Consider the following 23,003-nt stretch of genomic DNA (forward strand, 5'->3'; position numbering starts at 1 on the left):
TCTGGCTTTCACTGATTACTGACTTTTTCATCTTCCTGTTTTAAAGTTACGAATTTTCGCCTTTTATACAGTCCGATTTTCTGGGAGGGTTACAATAACAGGTAGCACCTTAATTCGGATCAAGTCATAAACTTGTGGATTAGGGATTAAATTTCAAGTTTGATATTTTCTTAGTTCAAAGCAGATGGTTACGATTCTTTAATAAGCTAATTACTCCCTGATTTTATAGTTCAATTTATCATTATTAAACACTCCTGATTACTTTGATCAGAGATCGGTCACCGCTTCAGCGGAATTCTTAGGAGGAGAAAATATCCTGATTTTTCCATATTTTCTACTTTTAAGAAAGTTCTCTAATGTTTTTTTCGGTTTCCATTGACTGTTTCATTGTGCCCGGTACAGAATTTTTGAAACAACCCGTACTCCAAACTGCTGCTTTAAAAATGAAATCGCCCAGGATTCCCTTTGAAAATTTACCCGTTAAACTTTCCATAATAAATGCCTTTCCACCAATGTAAGCTATTAGCATTAAAGATTATCCTGATGCGTAAAAAATGTCCGTAATTGTCCGCAGCTGTCTGCAATTGTCCGCAATTGTCCATGGGTTAGTCAAAGGGAAAATTATAATTTCATTAATCTTCATCCGGTTATGATTTGGTTGTGCCTGAGTGGTGGTCGGGGTAACACCAGGCTTTAAACAGCCTTTAAGCATAGTAACTCTATGTCATTTCAACTAGTTGTTTTTACTTGGACTTGCCATGCTCTTACGTTACTTTAACACTGCTCTTACCCTAACGAGTACCCGGACAGTACCCGGGCAGTACCCGGCCGATATAGATTGATTATTTAGCTATTTTGAATTTATTTACTGACAGCCCGGCTTTGTTTCGGCTGAGTCATTCCCATGCAAATTGAAAGCTTTCAGCACAACTTCCAGAGGCATAAGAGCATCCCTGATAGCAAAGACTTTCTGTTTAGCATGTCAAAATTTATGCTTAAAAAGAGCCTGCTCCACAAGTTTATGACTTGACCCCATAATTCAGAATTCATAAAAAAAACTCACCAACTATTTTATGACGCAATAATTATTTCACAAAATAACATAAAATATATTTATAAAGCAATTTAAGTTTACCTTTGAGCTATTAAAAATTCCAGATAACATGAATAAAATTTACTTAACACTCGTTATAGCATTAACGGGTTATACTTCCTATGCACAAAACAACAGACTACTTCCAACAGGAAGTGCAGGTGTAGGTACATCAAACCCAGTGGTTCTGTTCCATATCCTTTGATCCGCATCAAGTACTTCAGCAATTCCAATACAAAGGTGGGATCCTGCTGTAGCAGGATATAACTTAACTTTATCAACTTTCAATAGTACACATGGGATTGATTATAGATTTACTCAATTACATAATAATTTACCTATTCCTGTGTTAACATTTCAAGGAGGCAATGTGGGTATTGGTACAGCTAATCCAACCTCTGCGCTTCATGTGCTTAGATCTCCAACTACGTTAAAGGATGCCCCCATGCAGGAATGGGATCCCGCAACCGAAGGATATAATTTAACATTATCCAATTATAGCGGCATACATGGAATTGATTATAGATTTACACAGCTGCATAATAATATCGCTATACCAGTTTTAACATTTCAGGCTGGAAATGTAGGGATAGGCACAACAGAACCTATTGCTCCTCTGCATATATTAAAGTCGCCAGTTGCGCTCAAAGATGTTCCGATGCAGGAATGGGACCCCTCTACTGCAGGTTATAATTTAACATTATCAAATTACAATGGTCCTCATGGAATTGACTATAGGTTTACGCAACGTCACAATGACATCGCTATACCCGTGTTAACATTCCAGGCTGGAAATGTAGGGATAGGCACAACAGAACCTATTGCTCCTCTGCATATATTAAAGTCGCCTGTTGCGCTCAAAGATGTTCCGATGCAGGAATGGGACCCCTCTACTGCAGGCTATAATTTAACATTATCAAATTACAATGGTGAACATGGCATTGATTACAGGTTTACTCAGTTACATAATGGCTCACCCATTTCAGTTTTAGCCTTTCAGGGAGGTAATGTAGGTATAGGAACAACATCCCCTGATTCAAAATTAACCGTTAATGGCACTATCCATTCAAAAGAAGTCCGGATTGACCTGAATGTGAGTGGAGGATGGCCAGACTATGTATTTAAACCAGAATATAATTTACTCCCTCTAAACGAGGTAAAATTATACGTCGATAAACATTATCATTTACCAGAAATGCCAACAGAAAAAGAAGTTGCATTAAATGGTATTAATGTAGGTGAAATTAACAAGTTGCTATTGAAAAAAGTGGAAGAACTGACGTTGTATCTTATCCAGCAGAAACAAGAAACTGACAAACAGAATAAAGCCCGGCAACAACAGATAAACGAACTGAAAGACCTGGTATCAAAACTTATCAAATAAACCTCTTCCCACTCTTTTCAAAAAGCCTTTCAGCTAATCCTGAAAGGCTTTTTTTTATATTAAAAAACCACACTCACAATTATCTGCCCTCTATTAAAATTCCGCTTCACGGACTGCCCCTTCCTCTCCCGAAATTGAGATCAAATAAGCCTAACAAAATCTCAATTAATAATCCTGTATTGCTTATAAAATCTCTGCTCATCTCCGGCAACCCCTATCTGAATTTTAACCATAAAACGCAATTTCATTCCTTGTTATAAACTGTATTAAACTGAATACAAATCACATTTCTAAAAAGGACGCATGAATTAAAAATCAAACAAAAATCATCTCTTATGAAAGCAACATTTAAAAATAAATAAATTTATTTTTATCATTTATACTGACGAAATAGAAATGATTATTATTGACAATTTATTTCTCTATGAATATCATAAAATCAAAAATCTAACGTCGATTTCCGGAGATTAAAAATTACCGGACAAAACACTCCTATTTGGAATAATACATTGTTTAAAACATTTAAACAGCTAAAAACCCAATTCTCAACACTTAACTAAATGTAGAAACAAGGGTCAAAAAATACAGATAAACAATCTTTATACGACAAATATAATCTCAGAGTAAATTGACAAAAATAGTTCTGAACCAATAAATTTTGAAGTCATCTTCCCGAGAATCACAAAAAAAACTACATAAACAGTTGCATTTCAACCATGTAACGGCACACTTCTTGATCACTCAATAAATACTATACTATTTTGTACGAATTTAAGTACACAAATAAGTGTATTTCCTAAAAGGGAAAAATTACAATACTGTTATCTAACCTATATAAACTACAAAAAATAGAACTCAAAAATGAGTTTCTATTAGCGCATCTTCTACTATCTAAAAAAGGCAAGAATTAAATATATGCTTCACAGCATATAAGTTATCATCACAAGTAACTTACCTAAAGCTCTTTGAGTATGAAAAAAATCTACATTCAAATTCCCCCCTTCTCTTTCCCGAAAATCCATACAAAGGATACATGCATTAATCTGATACGATTTCTGGGGTAATCTCCTGAAATCATTTCTCTGTTAATATCATTTACCAAAGTATTAGGCCAATATCTCTGAGCTATCAGTTTCTTATTGGTTAACCAAACCTACTACATGTCAAAATCTGTAAAGCATGAAACTAATCTACATCCGACTACTCTCTTTCTTTTTTTTCAAAATCAGCAAAGTTACTACTTGTGTTGAGCAATTATCATTAACAGACAGCTTAAATCGCAGAGATTTTTTTGAAAAAGAGCAAAAATATACTCAGGAAAAATCTGATTTTCACCTTCAATTCAAAAAGATCGGATTTATTTTGTTATTTCTGATGACGAGTATCGGGGCTAGTGCCCAGTTTACAATTACCGAAACCTTTCAAGGGAGTTCTGCAGCTGGCATAACTATTGGCCCGGACGCTATACTTACATCCGGAGGTGTAGATCCTGTCAATCAGGGATGGCTCAGACTAACACCTGCCGCATTAACCAAGTCTGGTTTTGCTTATATTAACCAATCATTCCCCTCTACCCTAGGGGTTTTAGCCGATTTTGAATATAAAACATGGCGCCCGGATAATCCAACATTTGGGGGTGCGGATGGAATTGGCGTTTTCCTGTTTGATGCCGCAACATCACCTTTTAAATTAGGCCCCAACGGAGGATCCCTGGGTTATACTGCAACCGCAGCAGGAAATGGCTTGAGCGGAGGTTATATTGGTGTCGGCCTGGATGAATTTGGTAATTTTTCTTCAAACCAGGGAGGGCCTGGTCAAACTCCAAATTCGGTTGTATTAAGGGGGCCGACAACAGCTGCTTTTGCTACATCAAACCTTTACCGTGCCGGAGCCAGCGTAGGTGCAATTGGCTATGGGACTCTTACTGCAACAAGGCCTACAGATGCCCAATTTTACAGAAGGGTTCAGATAGAAATTACACCAACAGGCGCTGCTAATACTTATTCAGTAGTGGTACGATGGAAAACAAGCCCTACAGGGGCTTTTGTTCAGTTATTCCAAAATACGCTGACCACTACTACTCCAGTACCAGCATTCTTAAAAATTGGTTTCGCCTCATCGACAGGTGGCGGATATAATAATCACGAAATCAGAAACTTAATCGTCACAACTCCGGGTGGGGTACGTATAATTAAAAGCGTAGATAAATTAACTGCAAATATCGGAGATCCGTTAACCTATACCATGAACGTAACCAATCAGACCAATTCATTGTTAAATGGTTTGAGTTTTCAAGATAATCTTCCGGCAGGTTTTCAGGTTACAAATGTACAGTTTCTGCCTAATGGCAGCGCCAGTACAGCAACCGGTTTTACTTCTACTTCGATATCAAGTGCGACAGTTAATTTAGCACCCGCTGCTACCGGAACTTTTGTGGTTACTGGTAGAGTAGCCTCCTATCCACCAGGTGGGGTCCTCACAAATACTGGTATTTTTAACACAGGAACAAACGGCGTCAATGACCCGGATAAGACGAATGACACTTCTACTGTCAGGACAGTTATACTCCAAAATGATTTATCAATAACTAAAACGGTAAATGTCGCTGCACCAAGAGTAAACAGCAACGTTGCCTTTACCCTGACTGTAAAAAATAACGGAACATTTCCTTCAACCGGAGCTACGGTCAACGATTTATTACCTGCCGGATATACTTATTTACCAAGTACACCCGGAGTTGGAACCTATAATTCTACAACGGGAGTCTGGACTATTGGTAATCTTGCCGCAGGCGGAACAGCCACTTTTACCATCAATGCAAAAGTACTCGGCGCAGGCCCTTACGCAAATACAGCGACAGTCTCTGCTACTGAATTCGATGCAAATACAAGTAACAATACAGCCACAGCTACGACCACACCAATTGCACCATATGACCTGGCTGTTGTCAAAACAGCTACCCCTGCAACAGCTATTGCAGGTCAGCCTTTAACCTATACCATCACCTTAACTAACAATGGCCCAAGTCCGATACTGGCTACAGATCCTATTAATGTAACGGATAATCTGCCGGCAGGTTTCACAGCATCAACTTATACTGCTGCAACCGGAACCTATAACAGTGCCGATGGAACCTGGACCGGGTTAACCCTGGCCAGTGGCCAGTCCACTACTTTAGCAATTGCAGGAACAGTTAGTCCTACCGCTACAGGCCCTTTAAGTAATACTGCTGTAGTGGCAACCCCTCCAGGTATAACCGATCCTGTGCCGGGGAATAATACTTCAACAATCTCCACTCCATTAAACAGGGTATTAGATCTTGGCGTCACTAAGACTTCAAATCCAACGACTGTAATTGCAGGTCAGCCAATCACCTATACAATTACCCTGACCAATAACGGCCCGACTGGCTTACTCACTACTGATATAGTGAATGTAACGGATAATCTGCCGGCCGGATTTACAGCCACAAGCTATACCCCTGCCAACGGGACTTATACCAGCAGCAATGGGAACTGGACTGGCTTAGCTCTGGCCAGTGGCCAGTCTACCACTTTGGTTATAGCAGGAACGAGCTCACCATCGGCATCAGGTACATTAACCAATACAGTTACCTTAACACCGCCAACAGGTACTACAGACCCGATCCCTGGTAATAACACGGCAACCACACCAACCACGGTAACCAGACAAATAGATTTTAGCCTCACTAAAACTGCAAGCCCTAAGCCAGCAGTAGCCGGACAAGCTTTAACTTATACGTTAACCTTAAAAAACAACGGAGGAAGCAGTTTACTAGCCAGTGACATTGTTAACGTCACTGATAACTTACCTGCCGGATTTACAGCCACAAGCTATACACCGGCTACCGGAACATATACCAGTTCAACCGGCAACTGGACAGGTTTAACTTTAGCTAACGGACAAAGTACAAACTTAGTAATTGCCGGAACCATAGCAGCAGGGGCTCCGGCAGGAAACCTGACAAATACTGCGACAGTTACACCTCCAACCGGAATAACTGATCCAGCACCGGGTAATAATACTGCAACTGATGTTACAGCAGTAACCAGGGTGATTGATTTGGGCGTGAGTAAAACTGCTTCGCCAAACCCGGCAGTAACAGGCAATACATTAACTTACACTATTACCTTAACGAATAATGGACCAGGTTCGCTGATTGCTGCTGATGTGATTAAAGTCATCGATAATTTGCCTGCCGGATTTACCGCCACAGCTTATACTCCTGCTTCAGGCACTTATACCAGTGCCAATGGGAACTGGACAGGCTTAACACTCGCAAGCGGACAAACGACAACGCTCCTAATCACAGGAACAGTGGCTGCAAATGCAACAGGTTCACTAAGTAACACAGTTACAGTGACTGTACCCACAGGTGTCACTGACCCGACACCTGGTAATAATACATCCACGATCACCACCCCGGTCAGCCGCGTGATTGACCTGAATGTGACTAAGGTTGGCTCACCAAAACCTGCCATCGCCGGAAGACCTTTAACCTATGTCATCACTTTAACCAATACAGGCCCGGGTTCTTTGCTGGCTTCTGATATAGTCACCATAAACGATAACCTGCCAGCAGGATTTACAGCGACAAGCTTTACCCCTTCGGCCGGTGCCTATACCAGTTCAAACGGGAACTGGACAGGCTTAACTTTAGCACTTAACCAATCAGCTACTTTAACTATTACGGGTGATCTTTCACCAACCGCAAGCGGGTCGATAACAAATACTGTAACTGTTACCCCACCTGCCGGAACAACTGATCCGACACCAAACACAGCAACAGACGTTACCCCGATTAACCGCATTATAGATTTTGGTATTAATAAAATATCAACTCCCGGTACTGGTATCGCTGGTGAAGCTTTAACTTATACCATTACTTTAACCAATAATGGTTCCAGTACTTTGGCAGCTGCCGATGTAGTCAACGTTACAGATAATCTGCCTGCTGGTTTTACAGCAACAAGCTATACGCCTGCTGCCGGAACTTATACCAGTTCAAACGGGAACTGGACAGGTTTAACGCTGGCAAATGGGCAATCGACAACTTTAACTATCAGAGGGACCATTGCGCCAACAATAACCGCAGCACTCAGCAATACGGTAACTGTAACCAGCCCTCCGGGAATTACAGATCCAACACCAGGAAATAACACTTCAACGGTCACAACTAATGTAACCAGCAAACCTGTATTAACCATTACAAAACTGGGAGCTGCAGGTTTAACCGCTGGAAATACAGCAACTTATACCCTGAATATCTCCAATACCGGCAGCAGTAATGCTGTTGGTGCAAATATTACGGATATCGTACCCGCAGCCTTAACAAATGTAAGCTGGAAAACTACAGTAGCCGGTACTGCAGCGATAACTGCAGGCGCAACCGGGACTGGAAATAACCTGAACATTACGGCAAATATCCCGGCAGGTGCAGCCAATACCATAACAGTGACCATTACTGGTACAGTAGATCCGGGAGCAACAGGCAATGTAAGCAATACAGCGACTGTTACACCTGCTGAACCAACAGGAACAGGAAGCAATTCTACTGTGAATGCGAATGTGACCAGTACTTCGGGCGTTGTGATCACCAAAACAGGCCCTTCGGCAGCTACAGCTGGTAATCAGATCACCTATCAGGTAGAAATTTCAAATAACGGACCGAGTAATGCTACGGGCACACAAATTTCAGATCCTGTTCCTGCTTCGCTAAGTAATGTAAGCTGGTCAACACAACTGACGGGTGCTGCAACAGTGACTACCGGCGCCACAGGAACGGGAAATACTGTAAATGTTACCGCTAATATTCCAGCAGGGACTTCTAATAAAGCCGTCATTATTGTAAAAGGTACGATAGATCCTGCTTTTACGGAAACCATAACCAACAATGCTACAGCTACTCCTGCCGAACCAGGCAGTACACCTGTCAATGCACAGGCCGTTACTACAGTTAAAAAACTACCAGTATTTACCGTAACCAAGAGCGGCCCTGCTACTGCTACAGCAGGGAATACGGTTGTTTATACGATCAATGTTAAAAATACAGGCCCGTCAAATAGTTTAAATACATTGATTGCTGACGCTGTTCCTGCTGCAATTACCGGGGTAAGCTGGACTGCTAATGTAACCGGCGGTACTGCATTAATTAATAGCGGCGCTGCCGGAACTGGTAATGCGGTTAGTGTAAATGCTAATTTTGGCGCCAACAGTACCGTACAAATTGTAGTTTCAGGAACGATAGCTTCCAATGCATCGGGCACCATCATAAATACCGCGACCGCTACCCCCTCAGAAACAGGAACAACTCCTGTAACTTCGACACCTGTCAATACGGTGCTAAGTTCAAAATCGGGCTTAACAATTGTTAAAAGTGTTACTCCAGCAGTCAATGCAGGCAGTAGTATTACCTATACCGTTGAGGTTGGTAATACAGGCCCAAGTGATGCCATAAATGCACATGTGCAGGATGCTATCCCTGCAAACGTCATTGCCACAGCATGGACTTCAGTAACCCGGGGGACAGCTACAATTTCTTCTGGCGCTACCGGAACAGGAAATACATTAGACGCGATTACCAGCATACCGGCTGGTGCAGGCAATAAAGTAATATTCACTATTACTGGTAAAGCTGATCCGTCTTTCAATGGTTCAATATCCAATACCGCTTCGGTAACTGCGACTGAGCCAAACAGCCCTTCACCAACTTCTACAGTTAATACGGTTGCGAGCAGAACACCAGTACTATCGATCACTAAAAATGGCCCTTCATCTATCAATGCAGGAGAAACAATTACTTATACGATCGATATTACCAACAATAGTGCTTCTGACGCGTTAAACCTGGCTATTAGCGACATCGTACCAGCAACACTGACTAATGTCAGCTGGACAGCGACTAAAACTGGTAACGCATTAATCATTGGCGCCTTAACCGGAACAGGAAATACGATTAACCTGAATGGAAATGTCGCTGCAGGTAGTGCAAATCATATTACTATCGTAGTGACGGGCAAAGTAGCTGCCGGTTTTAGCGGCTCACTGACCAATACAGCAACAGTTACTCCGGCCGAACCGGGAACTGCTGCTGCCTCGGCTACTGCCACAACAACTGTAACACGCATACCAGTATTAGCTATACAAAAAAATGGGCCGGCAGCATTAAGTGCAGGTCAGGCTATCACTTATACCATCTCTGTAAAAAATATCAGTCAGGCCAATGCGACCGGGTCAGTAATTACTGACCAGATTCCTGCCAGTATCCTAAACCCATCCTGGGTAACTTCAGTGAATGGAGCTGCTGTAATAACAGCTGGTGCTAGCGGAACAGGATCGGCTTTAAGTGTAACTGGTAATATCGGCGGAAACAGCACCGATGAAATCCGGATTACCATATCAGGGACAGTAAACCCTGCAGCTACTGCAAATATCAGTAATAGCGCAACGGTTACCCCGGCCGAAACCGGAACTGTGCCTCAAACAGCGGGACCAGTTATCACAACAATTACTAAAACGCCTGCTATTTCCATCACTAAAACGGGACCGGCAACAGCAAATGCCGGTGAAACGGTTACTTATGTAATTAATGCAGTAAACAACGGACCTTCTAATGCAACTGCATTAGTGATTACTGATGTAGTACCAGCGCAACTAACCAATGTAACCTGGTCTGCTTTGCCTGCAGGAACATCTACGGTAGTTACCGCAGCCGGAACAGGGAATAATGTAAGTGTAACAGGAAATCTGAATGTGGGCAATGCAAATCATATTCAAATCACCGTTTCCGGAAAATTAAGTTCAGCACAGGCAAATGCGGTACTTGCTAATACAGCTACTGCGACTCCGTCCGAACCTGGTATCCCTCCGGTTTCTTCCAATACGGTCAATACAACAATTCAGCATAAAAATGCCCTGACTATTAGTAAAACCGGGCCGGCAACTGTAAATGCAGGCGGACAGGTAGTTTATAATTTAACCATCGCCAATAATGGCCCAAGTGATGCAGTAGCGGCTATAATTACTGATCAGGTTACTGCAAACTTAACAGGTGTTACGTGGTCTGCAACCACTACAGGCGCCGCAACAGTTACAGCTCCATCTGGTACTGGCAATGCCGTTAACGTAACTGGTAATATCCCGGCAGGTGCAGCAAACCATATCAATGTGATGATCACCGGTAAGCTTAATTCTGCTTTTACAGGTACTGCAATCACAAATACAGCAACAGTAACCCCTGCTGAGCCAGGCAATAACCCGGTTACTTCAAGCATTGTAACTACCGGGGTTACCAAAAATGCTGAGCTGCTCATTCTTAAATCCGGATCAGCTACTGCAGTAGCCGGTAAACCGGTTACCTATACGATCAGGGTCAATAATGCGGGTCCAAGTGATGTTATAGGTGCAAGAGTACAGGATATTATCCCTGCGGCGATTCAAAACCCTTTATGGACAGTAGCTACTTCTGGTACTGCCGGAGCAAACCTGTTAAACGGCGGCGGAAATATAGATCTGCTGGCAAATTTAAAAGCGAATGGTCTGGATGCCCTTGAAATCACTGTAACTGGTAATCTTGACCCACTTTTCAACGCGAATACTGCTGTTACAAATACAGCAACGGTCACACCGCCTGCAGGGGTTACAGGAACACCTGGCACAAGTACGGTAACGACTACTACATCGGCTTCGGCAAATGTAAGGATCGTAAAATCAGGACCGGCAAATGTTGGTGCTGGTGAACCCATACAATATGAACTCCGCATTACTAATGCCGGGCCAAGTACAGCCACAGCAACTTCGATTATAGATAACCTGCCAGCAGGTGTGAATGCCAGCATTCTCAATCCGGTCTGGACTGCTACAGCTTCTGGCGGAGCCACCGTATCTGTTCCAAATGGGAATGGAAATGTAAGTCTGCTTGCTGACATTCCAGTTACCGGAACAGTAATCGTGACGGTATCCGGAACAGTAGATCCGGCTTCAGTTGACAATACTCTGATGCCAAATACCGCTACCGCAAACAGTGCGGTCCCAGATCCTGAACCTGGAAATAATACGGCTACAGTACCCACAACAATTACCAATTCACCAGATTTCAGAGTTTCTAAATCAGGGCCGGCTACCGCAAATATCGGAGACCCGATTACTTATAAAATTGTGGTCACGAATTCAGGACCGGGTAATATAACAGGCGCAACCATTGCCGATCCTATCCCTGCAGATGTACAGGTTACAGACTGGACAGCGACAGCATTGTATAATGCGAAGATAAATGGAGCGGCTACAGTAACAGGTACAGGCAATAACATTAATCTTTCTGCTGTAGACATTGAGGCAGGAACTAGTAATGCTATTGAAATTACCATTAATGGTTTTGTAAAAACAACTGCTGGCGCAAGCTTTACCAATACAGTAACTGTTACTTCTGGTAATGTCCGTTCAAGTTCTGTTGTGACTTCTGTAAATCAGTCTACTGATTTACGAGTGGAGAAACAAGGTCCTCAAACTATAGCTGCAGGTGAAAACATCTCTTATACTATAAAGGCATTTAACAATGGAACAGTAGATGCGAATGGGATAACAATTAATGATATTGTTCCAGCACAGGTAGTAGTTAGCGACTGGACTGCAACTGTTGCCGGAACTGCGACGATCACCTCAGGAACTTCTGGCACAGGCAATACGATAGCAACAGCCGGGACTATTCCTGCCGGTGACGACAGCAATTATATCCTGATTACAGTTAATGGAAAAGTTCCTGCAGGTACACTGCCTGTTACGATCAATAACACAGCCAGCATCGTTCTTCCAGCAGGTTTACTGGATTATAATCTGGCAAATAATACATCGACAGCGAGTACAATTATAACTAACAACCCTACTTTACAGGTATCGAAAAGCGGACCTCAGACCGCTGTTGCAGGTGAACAGATACATTATGTGGTTCAGGTTAGCAATAACGGTCCAAGTGATGCACTGGCAGTTAATATCACTGATGCAATACCTCCTCAATTACTCAATTATACCTGGATAGCAACCAGCTCAGGAACTGCTGCGATTACCTCCGTTCCTACTACGGGAACGATGATTAATCCTGCCGTTACTGCAAATATCCCGCAAGGTGCAGGTAATATCATTACGATTGATATTACAGGAACAGTAGATCCTGCTTTCACCGGTACATTTACAAATACTGCCCAGGCAGCAACAGGTGTAAATCCGGCGGTAAGCTCACCTACAGTAAGCACTGTTGTCAGCAAAGTTACCGCATTGAATATCCGCAAATCAGGACCGGCTACAACAAGTCCGGGTCTGCCAATAACTTATACAATTGAAGTAACCAATTCAGGGCCCAGTAATGCGGCAGCAGCAGCCATCACAGATGTGATCCCAGCTATATTGCAGAATGTACAATGGACTGCAGCGACTACAAATGGAGCTGCAATTACCTCGGGTGCTACCGGAACCGGTAATACGCTCAACGTGGTTGCTGCGATTCCAGGATCAGGGGATGCCAGGGTATTAATTACTGTGACGGGCAATATCCCTTCTTCAGCAACAGCCGGTATTGTGAACTCTGCAACAGTAACAGAGCCTGGTAATCCAGCCGTATCTTCTAATACCGTTACGACAACATTAACCAGAACTCCGGGACTGGTACTTGTCAAATCAGGACCTGCAAATGCAGCCAGTGGAGAACAGATAACTTATACGCTGACGCTGACTAATTCAGGACCTTCTGATGCGGTGAATACAGCAATAACAGATGTGGTTTCATCAGCGATCCAAAATGTACAATGGACAACAATTGCCAGTAGTGGTGGTGTAATTAATTCTGGTGCTACAGGTACGGGCAACCAGGTCGCTGCAAATGTCAATGTCCCTGTGGGGGGTACAATTAGTGTCACCATTACTGGTGATATTGATCCGGCCTTAAACAGTAGTCTGACAAACACTGCAACGGCAACTCCAGCCGAACCGGGTACTAACCCGGTGACTTCAACAGTTACAACTGTAGTGAAACCAGTTGTTAACCTGTCGGTTACCAAAAGCGGCCCTGCCACTTTACAGGCAGGCCAGGGGATCACCTATCAGATCCGGGTAACCAACAGCGGCCCAAGTACAGCGCTTAATGCCGCAATTTCAGATCTTGTTCAGGCTGATATTACCAATGTAACCTGGACGGTTACCCAAACGGGAAACACGGTGATTACCGGAGCAGGTTCAGGGACTTCAAATACCATTGCAACCAATGCCAATTTAACAACTGGTACAGGTGATGCTTTGATTATCACGATTAATGGAACTGTAGCTCCTTCATTTAGTGGTTCAATAACCAATACCGCGACTGTAACAGCGGTTGAAGATCCGCTTAATCCGATAACCTCAACTCCGGTTGTGACTGCCATTACCCGAAACCCAGTGATTAAAATAGTTAAAACAGGACCTGCGACATTAGCCGCAGGTGCAGCTATCAATTATTTAATTATGGTTAACAATGAAGGTACCGGAGACGCACTTAACCTGGCTATTTCAGATATTGTTCCCGCTGCAATTACAGGTGTTAACTGGACAGCAACCGCTGCCGGAACCGCTACAATTACAGGTCCTGCTACAGGTACAACCAGCAATATCAGCTTAGTGGCCAATGTGCCTGCGGGTATTGGAAATACAATTACCATCAGCGTAAATGGCAATGTCCCTTCTAATAATAACATATCACCTCTGGTAAATACTGCTACGGCCACTCCTGCCGAACCTGGGGTTATACCTCAGACTTCTACAGTAAGTACTGCGGTAAGCAGGATTCCGGTTATTGAAATCACCAAATCGGGCCCTGCGAATGCAACTGCAGGAACCGATGTAGAGTATATCATCACTGCGGTCAACACAGGCATCAGTGATGCACTGGGAACAGTCATTACTGATGCAGTGCCGGCAGCACTGACAAATGTGAAATGGACAGCAACTGCCGGAGGAACATCCAGTATCATAACTGGTGCAACAGGAAGTTCAAACAATCTTAGTGTAACGGCTAATATTCCGGCGGGCAGTACCAATACGGTAACGGTCCGCGTGACTGGCTTCCTGCCTGCAACGGCAACTGCCAGTTTGCAGAACACAGCAACTGCTACTCCTATAGAACCAGGTACAACACCACAAACGACACCTCCGGTAAGTACTACTGTAGATGTGGTGACTGACCTGGCGGTTACCAATACGGTGAACCTGGCCTTACAAAAAGTTGGTCAGCCGGTTACTTTTACCGTTCAGGTGACGAATAATGGCCCAAGTAATGCATCCGGGGTTCAGGTAACTGATCTGCTGCCTGCCGGTTATACGCTAATCAGTCAATCTGCAACCACAGGTACTTATGACCCGGCTTCAGGATTATGGACTATTGGTAATCTGACAAATGGCGGGGTGACTACTTTAACCATCCGGGCTAACCTGGTAGCTGGCGGCCCTTACCTGACAACAGCTGTGGTATCAGGAACTGAAACAGATCCTTTACTGACTAACAATACTGCTTCGGCTGGTATCAATACAGTAAACAGTGATCCGGTTGCCAGCCCACATGTGAATACTTTACCGGAAGATCAGACACTCACAGTAACCGCAGCAAACGGACTACTGGTCAATGCGACAGATGTAGACAATGATGCATTAAGTGTAAGTACATTTACAATTGCTGGCACGACCGGAAATCAGACAACAGGTAACCCGGTGGTTATTGCCGGAACTGGTACAATCACGATCAATACGGACGGCAGTTATATTTTTATACCAGCACCGGATTATAACGGACCTGTACCAGTAATTACTTATACTGTAATTGATGGAAAAGGTGGTTCTGCAATCAGCACATTAACCTTAACTGTGATACCTGTCAATGATGCACCATCGTTTGTGAAAGGTGCTGATCAGGTATTGTTACAATATTCAGGCGCACAAACTATTTCTGGATGGGCAACAAGTATCAGTGCAGGACCGGCAGATGAAGCAGCTCAAAAACTGAACTTCATCTTGACAAATACGAACAATGCATTATTTACGGCACAACCTGCCATTGCCCCTGATGGGACCTTAACCTTTACTCCTGCTTTTGGAGCAACAGGAACTGCAACTGTCACGGTTATTCTCCACGATGATGGTGGTACGGCTAATGGCGGTACAGATCAGTCTGCCCCGCAGACTTTCATCATTACGCTAACTCCGGGAAATACCTCAATGACGCTGACTAAAGTAGCAAACAATACAGGCACTAAGGCTGGTGATGTAATCACCTATACGATTGTAGCAACAAATACTGGTAACGTTACTTTGAGTAATGTGGTAGTGAGAGATCCGGGAGCTGATGCAGGAAGTATTATTCCGGCAACTATTCCTTCTATCGCCCCTGGTGCCAGTGCAACAGTAACTGCCAAACATACGTTGGTTCAGTCAGAATCAGACGCTGGCACTTACAGTAATCAGGCGGGTGCAACAGGTACAGATCCATCAGGTAACCCGGTTGACAAACCAAAATCTGATGATCCGAATACTCCTGAACCAGATGATGCAACAGTAATTGTGATTGGTTCAAAACCGGCTGTTACTTTAGTTAAAACTGGTATAATCAGTACCGATGGCAATAGTATCACTTATACTTTTGTGATTCAGAATACAGGTAATGTAACTTATACCAAAGTAGTATTGAGTGATACAAAATTAGGTATCAGTAATCTTGCAGTACCTGTTGGTGCCGGACTTGCACCGGGAGCTGCTGTAAACGTGACCCAGGTTTATACCTTAACCCAGGCAGATAAAAATACTGGAAACGTGACCAATAGTGCAATGGTAACCGGTACTACCCCTGCAGGAGCAACTGCTACGGATATTTCAGGTACAGATGCAACAAATGACACACCTACAGTCACTCCTTTAACTACGTCTGGCGGATTGATATTTGTTAAAACAGGTACGTTCAGCGGAAACCAGATTACCTATACCTTTACCTTTACAAACACCGGAAATGTAACCTTAACCCCTGTTACTTTCAGTGATGTGAAACTGGGTATCAGCAACAGGACTGTCGATGTCGGCAGCGGCCTAATACCTGGAGCAAGCGTGACTGCAACTGCCGTTTATACTTTAACGCAGGCAGATAAAGATGCAGGCCAGGTAACTAACACAGCGACTGCCAGAGCCAAAACCCCTGCCGGAGGAGAGGTAACTGCTACATCCGGAACAAACGGAACAAATAATACGTCTACAGTTATAGTCGTACCTAAATCGCCTGTAGCGATTGATGATAAAGCAGAAGGTAAGGCGAACGCAGTTATAGTTATCGATATCCTGGCGAATGATAATCCTGGAAACTCAAGCTTTGATAAAGGCTCAGTGGTGATCATTACCCGGCCATTACATGGCAAAGTAGTGGTGAACAGTGATGGTACAGTATCTTATACGCCAGATCCAGGCTATTCAGGCCCCGATAATTTCACTTACCAGGTGAAAGATATATATGGTTATATCACTAATGTAGCCTCAGTATCTATCACACTTAATTTCTTCGAGGTCAATATTCCAAACTTGTTCACGCCAAATGGTGATGGTACAAATGATGTGTTTGAGATCCGTGGATTAAACCAGTATGGGGACAATGAATTAAGCATTGTCAACCGTTGGGGCAATGAAGTCTTCAGACAGAAAAACTACCAGAATACCTGGAGCGGCGAAGGCTTAAATGAGGGTACTTATTATTATCTGCTCCGCGTGAAACCTAAAGGTGGCAATGCAGACTGGCAGGTATTTAAAGGATACATCACTTTAATCCGCACTTTCAAAAAGTAAGCGTATAAAACCTCAGGCAGGCATTATCCGCCTGAGGTTAATAAAAATACAAACCGGAAAAATACAATCAGATTGAAGAATAGAATTAATTATACCCGTATGAAAAGAAGCTTGTTATTATTAGTCCTGGTCTTTAGCCTGCTCCTTCCCGCCAAAGTCCTGAAAGCTCAGCAGGATGCACAGTTTAGCCAGTATATGTTCAACGGCATTTATATCAATCCGGCATATGCGGGATACAAAGAACAGCTGAACTTACACAGTTTCTACCGCAGCCAATGGACGGGCATTAAGGGCGCCCCGACTACATTTTCACTAGCCGTAGATGCGAATGCAAATGATGGTAATGTCGGTTTGGCTTTACAGGTCTCAGCAGATAAACTGGGTGCTCAAAGCAACCTGGCTGCTTATGCCAATTATGCCTACCGCCTTAAGATGAACGAAAGCGGTACTTCAAGGCTTGCCTTCGGGGTGGGTATTGGTATGGTACAATTAGGGATTGACGGATCCCTGTTACACCCTAATGATCAGGAACCGGATCAGCCAACCGGATCACAAAATACAGTGCTGCCGGATGCCAGAGTGGGTGTATATTATTCTGATGACCGTTTTTTTGCCGGTTTCTCTGCCGACAACCTGATTTCCCAATATATTAACGTAGACCGTTATGCATTTATACCGCAGCCTAAACCTCATTTTTATTTAACAGCAGGTACCTTGATTCCATTAGGACAGGATATTTTACTGAAACCATCTTTTTTGCTGAAGGATGACCGTGGCGGCCCAACCAGTCTGGATATTAATGCTTTTGTTCTTTTCATGGACAGGATATGGGTAGGTGGTGCTTACCGGACAGGTGTGAAATTGTATAATAAAGATTATCTGCAAAGAGACCTGAGCAACAGAAATTCTGCAGTGGCGGCAATCGAGGTATTTCCAACTAAGACCCTGCGTATTGGTTATGCGTATGATATATCAATAGGCCCATTGCAGGGTTATAGCAGTGGGACACATGAAATATCAATTGGTTATTACTTCAATACAAAAAATACAAGGATGAAATCTCCAAGATATTTCTAAAAGACGGTAATTAATTAAAAACAGATTCTAAAGCTATTCCATCACAGCATGAAAAAAATCCAATCAGGTATATTCACAGTCCTATTCCTTTTCACATTTACGGTAAAGGTAAAAGCACAATACGTCCTCAAAGAGGCCGATACCCAGTTTGAATTATTTAATTACAATAAAGCCATAGATCTATATCAAAAGGCTTATCATAAAAAAGCCAGTCTGCATGCAGCTGAACGTCTGGCCGGAGTTTATCGTCTGGTGGACAATTATCCACAGGCAGAAAACTGGTATGCTATTGCTTCGGCCATGCCCAAAAGCACTCCTGAAAACACTTTGTATTATGCAAAAGCTTTACAGAGTAATGCTAAATATGAGCAGGCTAAGACTGCTTATCAAAAGTATGTAAGCCTGAAACCTGAGGTCAGTGCAGCACAGCAGCAAATCTGGTTTGCATCCTGCGATTCTGCGCAATACTGGATTAAAAACCCTGTACCGGTTACACTTTTAAATGAAAAAAGTCTGAATAGTACAGGTTCGGACTGGGGTGCAGTACCTGATCCGAATGGAACTGTTTTTACTTCTGACCGCGACCTGCCAGCAGATACGAAAAATTCCAAATCACGTCCCTTTTTAAAATTTGACGGCACAACAAAACTGCCTGATCCAAACCATTATGGATGGACAGGAAATGAATATTTCCGTTTGTACCAAAAAGCAGCAGCGAATGACAGTCTCCATATCTTTGCCCTGAACGCAGAAACCAATTATCATATAGGTGCGCCGTGTTTTACTGCAGATGGAAATACCCTATATTTCACTTTAACCAGGATCCCGAAAAAGATTATCCGCAAAAAAGGTGAGCCTTCAACTATAAACCTTGAAATCTATAGCAGTACCAAAGATGCAAATGGAACCTGGGGAAAACCTGTTCCTTTTAGATACAATAAGGTGAATGAGTGGTCTGTTGGTGACCCTTCTATTTCTGCTGATGGAAATACGTTATACTTTGTTTCCGATATGCCTGGTGGCAAAGGGGGAACTGATATTTACAGTGCAGCTAAAAATGCAGATGGCAGCTGGGCAGATGCTGTAAATATCACAGCTGTCAACACCAATGGAAATGAAAGAAATCCTTTTTCTGCTGCGGATGGTAATTTCTATTTCAGCAGTGACGGCCTGATTGGAATGGGTGGCCTGGATATTTATAAGGCCAGACAAACTGCAGCTGGTTTGGGAACACCGGTAAATATGGGCTACCCTGTTAATTCGCCACAGGACGATTTTGCTTTGAACATAAATCTTAAAGGAACAGGCTTTATGGCTTCCAACCGTCCTGGCGGGATTGGGAACGATGACATCTACAGCTTTACGGCCAAAATGATTCTTTACTTTAACCTGGAAGGTACAGTATATGACCGTAAAACTAATCTGCCGGTTGATGGGGTAACAGTTACACTGAATAAACAAGGTGGCGGCACTTTAACTGCAATAACGGCTAATCAGGGTACTTTCAGATTCAACCTTGATCAGGCATCAGCTTATAACCTGAAAAGTGAAAAAGCAAATTACAGTTCGGATGCGGCTTCCATCACAACAATGAACTTAAACAGTTCTCAAACCTTGCGCAAAGATTTGTTCTTAGAGCCACTGGTACTAAACAAACCCATCAGGATAGAGAATATTTATTATGATTTTGCCCAATCTGCTATTCGCCCTGATGCAGCAATAGAACTGGATAAACTCATTTCTACGCTAAAAACCAATGCGACGATATCGATTGAACTGAGTTCTTATACAGACAGCAGAGGAAGAGATGAATATAATCAGTGGTTATCTCAGAAAAGGGCAAATGCTGCCGTTGACTACATAATTTCAAGAGGTATCGATAAGGTAAGGGTTACAGGCCGTGGTTATGGTGAAACACATTTACTTAACCGCTGTGCAAATGGTGTAAAATGCAGTGATGCGATGCATCAGCTAAACAGAAGAACAGAATTCAAAGTTGTTAAACAATAAAACCGTTTTAAGTCCCCGTTTTTGCCGGGGACTTAAAATAATCATTTAACGTAAACTGATTATTTTAATAATTCTCCACTTATATACAACAAGTTGTATAAGATTTCCGTTTAATAGTTAATCAACAGATCTTATACTTACTCATGTCAAAACTGATTCAGATTATAGAGGACGATGAAGCTATACGCGATGTTATAGAATATATCCTGCAACAATCAGAATTTGATGTTACTGTGGCTTCCAATGCCAGAGAATTCAAAATAAATCTTTTCAATACTTTACCTGACCTGATCTTAATGGATGTAAAACTTCCGGATGGGAATGGTATACAGTTATGCCGGAAACTTAAACAAAGCCTGGACACAAGACATATTCCCGTAATTATTATTTCTGCACATGCTACTGCCGAAGAAAGTAGTAAAGAGGCTTTTGCAGATGATTTTATCAGTAAACCATTTGATTTAGACGATTTATTAAAGCGCATTGAAAATCAATTAGCTTAAACCAAAAAATGCCTTTATGATTTATTATAAGATTTCAGTTCACGGCGAGAATTTACAGGTAAAACGATTATCACCTAACCTTTTCAGGATAGTACATAAAAAAGGCATATTGGAAATATACAAAAACAGGTCATCAGGAAAATGGTCGGTACTTTTCCGCTCCAATCCTGACGACCTGATTTCTGCTTCTTTGATAGGGCCGGAAATTGAAAAATCCTACCCGGTTACGCATGGCTATCAGCTTGGCACCGGGCACCCTTCGTCTGTGATCAGGATATAATCCTGATCACAGATTAAGATTATTTCACTGTTTTTGCCCAGTCGTTCATTTTTGCTTCAAATACATTAAGTGGTAATGACCCGTCTTTAAGTACCTGATGATGGAATTCTGCCAGATTAAATTTAGTGCCCAGCTGTTTTTCATACCTGCTGCGTAATTCCTGGATTTTCATCGCCCCGATCTTATAACCTAAAGCTTGTGCAGGCATCCCCATATAACGTTCAATTTCTGCTGTTGCACCTTGTTCATTAATGGCTTCATTGTCCATCATATATTTGATGGCCTGCGCTCTGCTCATATTTTTGGTGTGTATAGCTACATCTACCACAAGACGGATAGCACGGTGCATTTCATCACCCAATGCCCCCATATACTGGTAAGGATCTGTATATAGGCCCAATTCTTTACCTAAAGATTCACAATATAAAGCCCAGCCTTCTACATAGGCATTATGCGCCCCAAAACGACGGAACTCAGGAAGTTCAGTATTTTCCTGGGTCAAAGAAATCTGGTAATGATGACCTGGAATTGCTTCATGAAGGAATAATGATTCCATACCCGAAGTTGTATTGAATTTTGTAGCATCCAGAATAGGTACGTAGAAAACCCCCGGACGTTTGCCATCTGCAGATCCCTGGTTATATTCTGCGCTTGCAGATTCTGCACGGAAAGCTTCTGTCTGACGAATTTCAAATGGTGTTTTCGGCACAACGGTGAACATCTTTTTCAGGTTTGGTTCCATGCGTTTATGAATATTGTCAAATGCAGCAAGGATTTCGGCAGGTGTTTTATAAGGCATAAACTTAGGATCAGTTTTCATGTATTCGAAGAATGCTTTCAAATCACCTTTGAACCCCGTTGTATTTTTAATACTATCCATTAAAGAATGAATTCTTGCTACTTCTTTTAAACCTGTCTGATATATTTCTTCTGGTGTTTTGGTCGTAGTGGTTTGTTGTTTTACCAGGTAAGTATACATCGCTGTACCCTCTGGTAAAGAAGAGAAGCCAGAGGTAGCCCTTGCTTTTGGCAGGTATTCGTTTTTCAGAAATTCCCCGAGTTTTTTATAAGTTGGGACAATAACTGTCAGAATGGTATTGCGGTAAGCTTCAGTCAGTCTTTTTTGATCAGCAGCAGAAAACCCTTTCGGCATCTGCTCAACAGGACTATAAAACAAACTCTTAGCCGGATCAGTAACGACCATACTCAGCATTTGCGGGTACATTTTCACAACCAGCGCTTTAGGTAAAACAATACCTGCCGCAATCCCTTTTTTGAAATTCCCAATAGCCGTATCAGCCCAGACAGAGAAAGCATTGACACGTTTTAACCAGTCTTCATAGTCTTTAACTGTTTTGAAAGGCTGTGCGCCTGTACCAGATCCTAACTGACCGATAGTTAAAGGCAGCGCGGTCATTTGATTAAAAGGCAGATATTCGAAATGATATTTTAATCCTTCAAGGCCTGTTTCTAAATTATCTTTTAATACGTCAAAAGATAATTTATCATTGGCCCCCAGCTGTTCCCGTTTATATTTGCCCAGGCTGTCCAGGTACTGTTTGTAGAAATTTTTAGCGGTATTCAAATAGGCCACAGAACCATCATTTGGAAGCTCACTATTATACCTGTCGTCTCCTGCATAGGTAGCAGAAACAGGATTTAATTTTAAGTAATCTTCATAATACTGATCGCAGAGTTTTCCAAATTGCGCATTCTTATTGTTCTTTTTGTCTTCTTGTTTACAAGCTACAATTGTACTGACAAACAGGAGGGCAAAGGCCATTCTTTTCATAAAGTCTG

General features: G+C 42.6%; 8 protein-coding genes. 7 read left to right on the forward strand and 1 reads right to left on the reverse strand.

Annotated elements, in window-relative coordinates; translation table 11 throughout:
- Positions 1-1,163: 1,163 nt before the first annotated feature.
- The 7 genes from HDE68_RS26610 to HDE68_RS25885 all read left to right on the forward strand — a co-directional run bounded on the left by HDE68_RS26610 (position 1,164) and on the right by HDE68_RS25885 (position 21,203).
- On the forward strand, positions 1,164-1,298 hold the full coding sequence (locus HDE68_RS26610; protein ID WP_260171870.1) for a hypothetical protein: 135 nt from the start codon (positions 1,164-1,166) through the stop codon (positions 1,296-1,298).
- 141 nt (positions 1,299-1,439) lie between these two features.
- On the forward strand, positions 1,440-2,477 hold the full coding sequence (locus HDE68_RS25860) for a hypothetical protein (RefSeq protein ID WP_183885547.1): 1,038 nt from the start codon (positions 1,440-1,442) through the stop codon (positions 2,475-2,477).
- A 1,179-nt stretch (positions 2,478-3,656) separates the two neighbouring features.
- Positions 3,657-17,333, forward strand: a complete 13,677-nt coding sequence (locus HDE68_RS25865) for a cadherin-like domain-containing protein (RefSeq protein WP_183885549.1) — start codon at positions 3,657-3,659, stop codon at positions 17,331-17,333.
- Between the two features lie 99 nt (positions 17,334-17,432).
- Positions 17,433-18,410: a type IX secretion system membrane protein PorP/SprF gene (locus tag HDE68_RS25870; RefSeq protein WP_183885551.1), complete on the forward strand. Its 978-nt coding sequence runs from the start codon at positions 17,433-17,435 to the stop codon at positions 18,408-18,410.
- 48 nt (positions 18,411-18,458) lie between these two features.
- Positions 18,459-20,420 (forward strand): OmpA family protein, encoded by a 1,962-nt coding sequence (locus HDE68_RS25875; protein WP_183885553.1) that lies wholly within the window; start codon positions 18,459-18,461, stop codon positions 20,418-20,420.
- Positions 20,421-20,563: 143 nt separating this feature from the next.
- Positions 20,564-20,923, forward strand: a complete 360-nt coding sequence (locus HDE68_RS25880; RefSeq protein ID WP_183885555.1) for a PleD family two-component system response regulator — start codon at positions 20,564-20,566, stop codon at positions 20,921-20,923.
- 16 nt (positions 20,924-20,939) lie between these two features.
- Positions 20,940-21,203: a hypothetical protein gene (locus tag HDE68_RS25885; RefSeq protein WP_183885557.1), complete on the forward strand. Its 264-nt coding sequence runs from the start codon at positions 20,940-20,942 to the stop codon at positions 21,201-21,203.
- Between the two features lie 19 nt (positions 21,204-21,222).
- On the opposite strand, the gene HDE68_RS25890 is transcribed toward HDE68_RS25885, so the two are convergent.
- Positions 21,223-22,995 (reverse strand): DUF885 domain-containing protein, encoded by a 1,773-nt coding sequence (locus HDE68_RS25890; protein ID WP_183885559.1) that lies wholly within the window; start codon positions 22,993-22,995, stop codon positions 21,223-21,225.
- Positions 22,996-23,003: the final 8 nt, after the last annotated feature.

It is taken from the genome of Pedobacter cryoconitis, from assembly GCF_014200605.1.
In the GTDB taxonomy this organism is placed as follows: domain Bacteria; phylum Bacteroidota; class Bacteroidia; order Sphingobacteriales; family Sphingobacteriaceae; genus Pedobacter; species Pedobacter cryoconitis_B.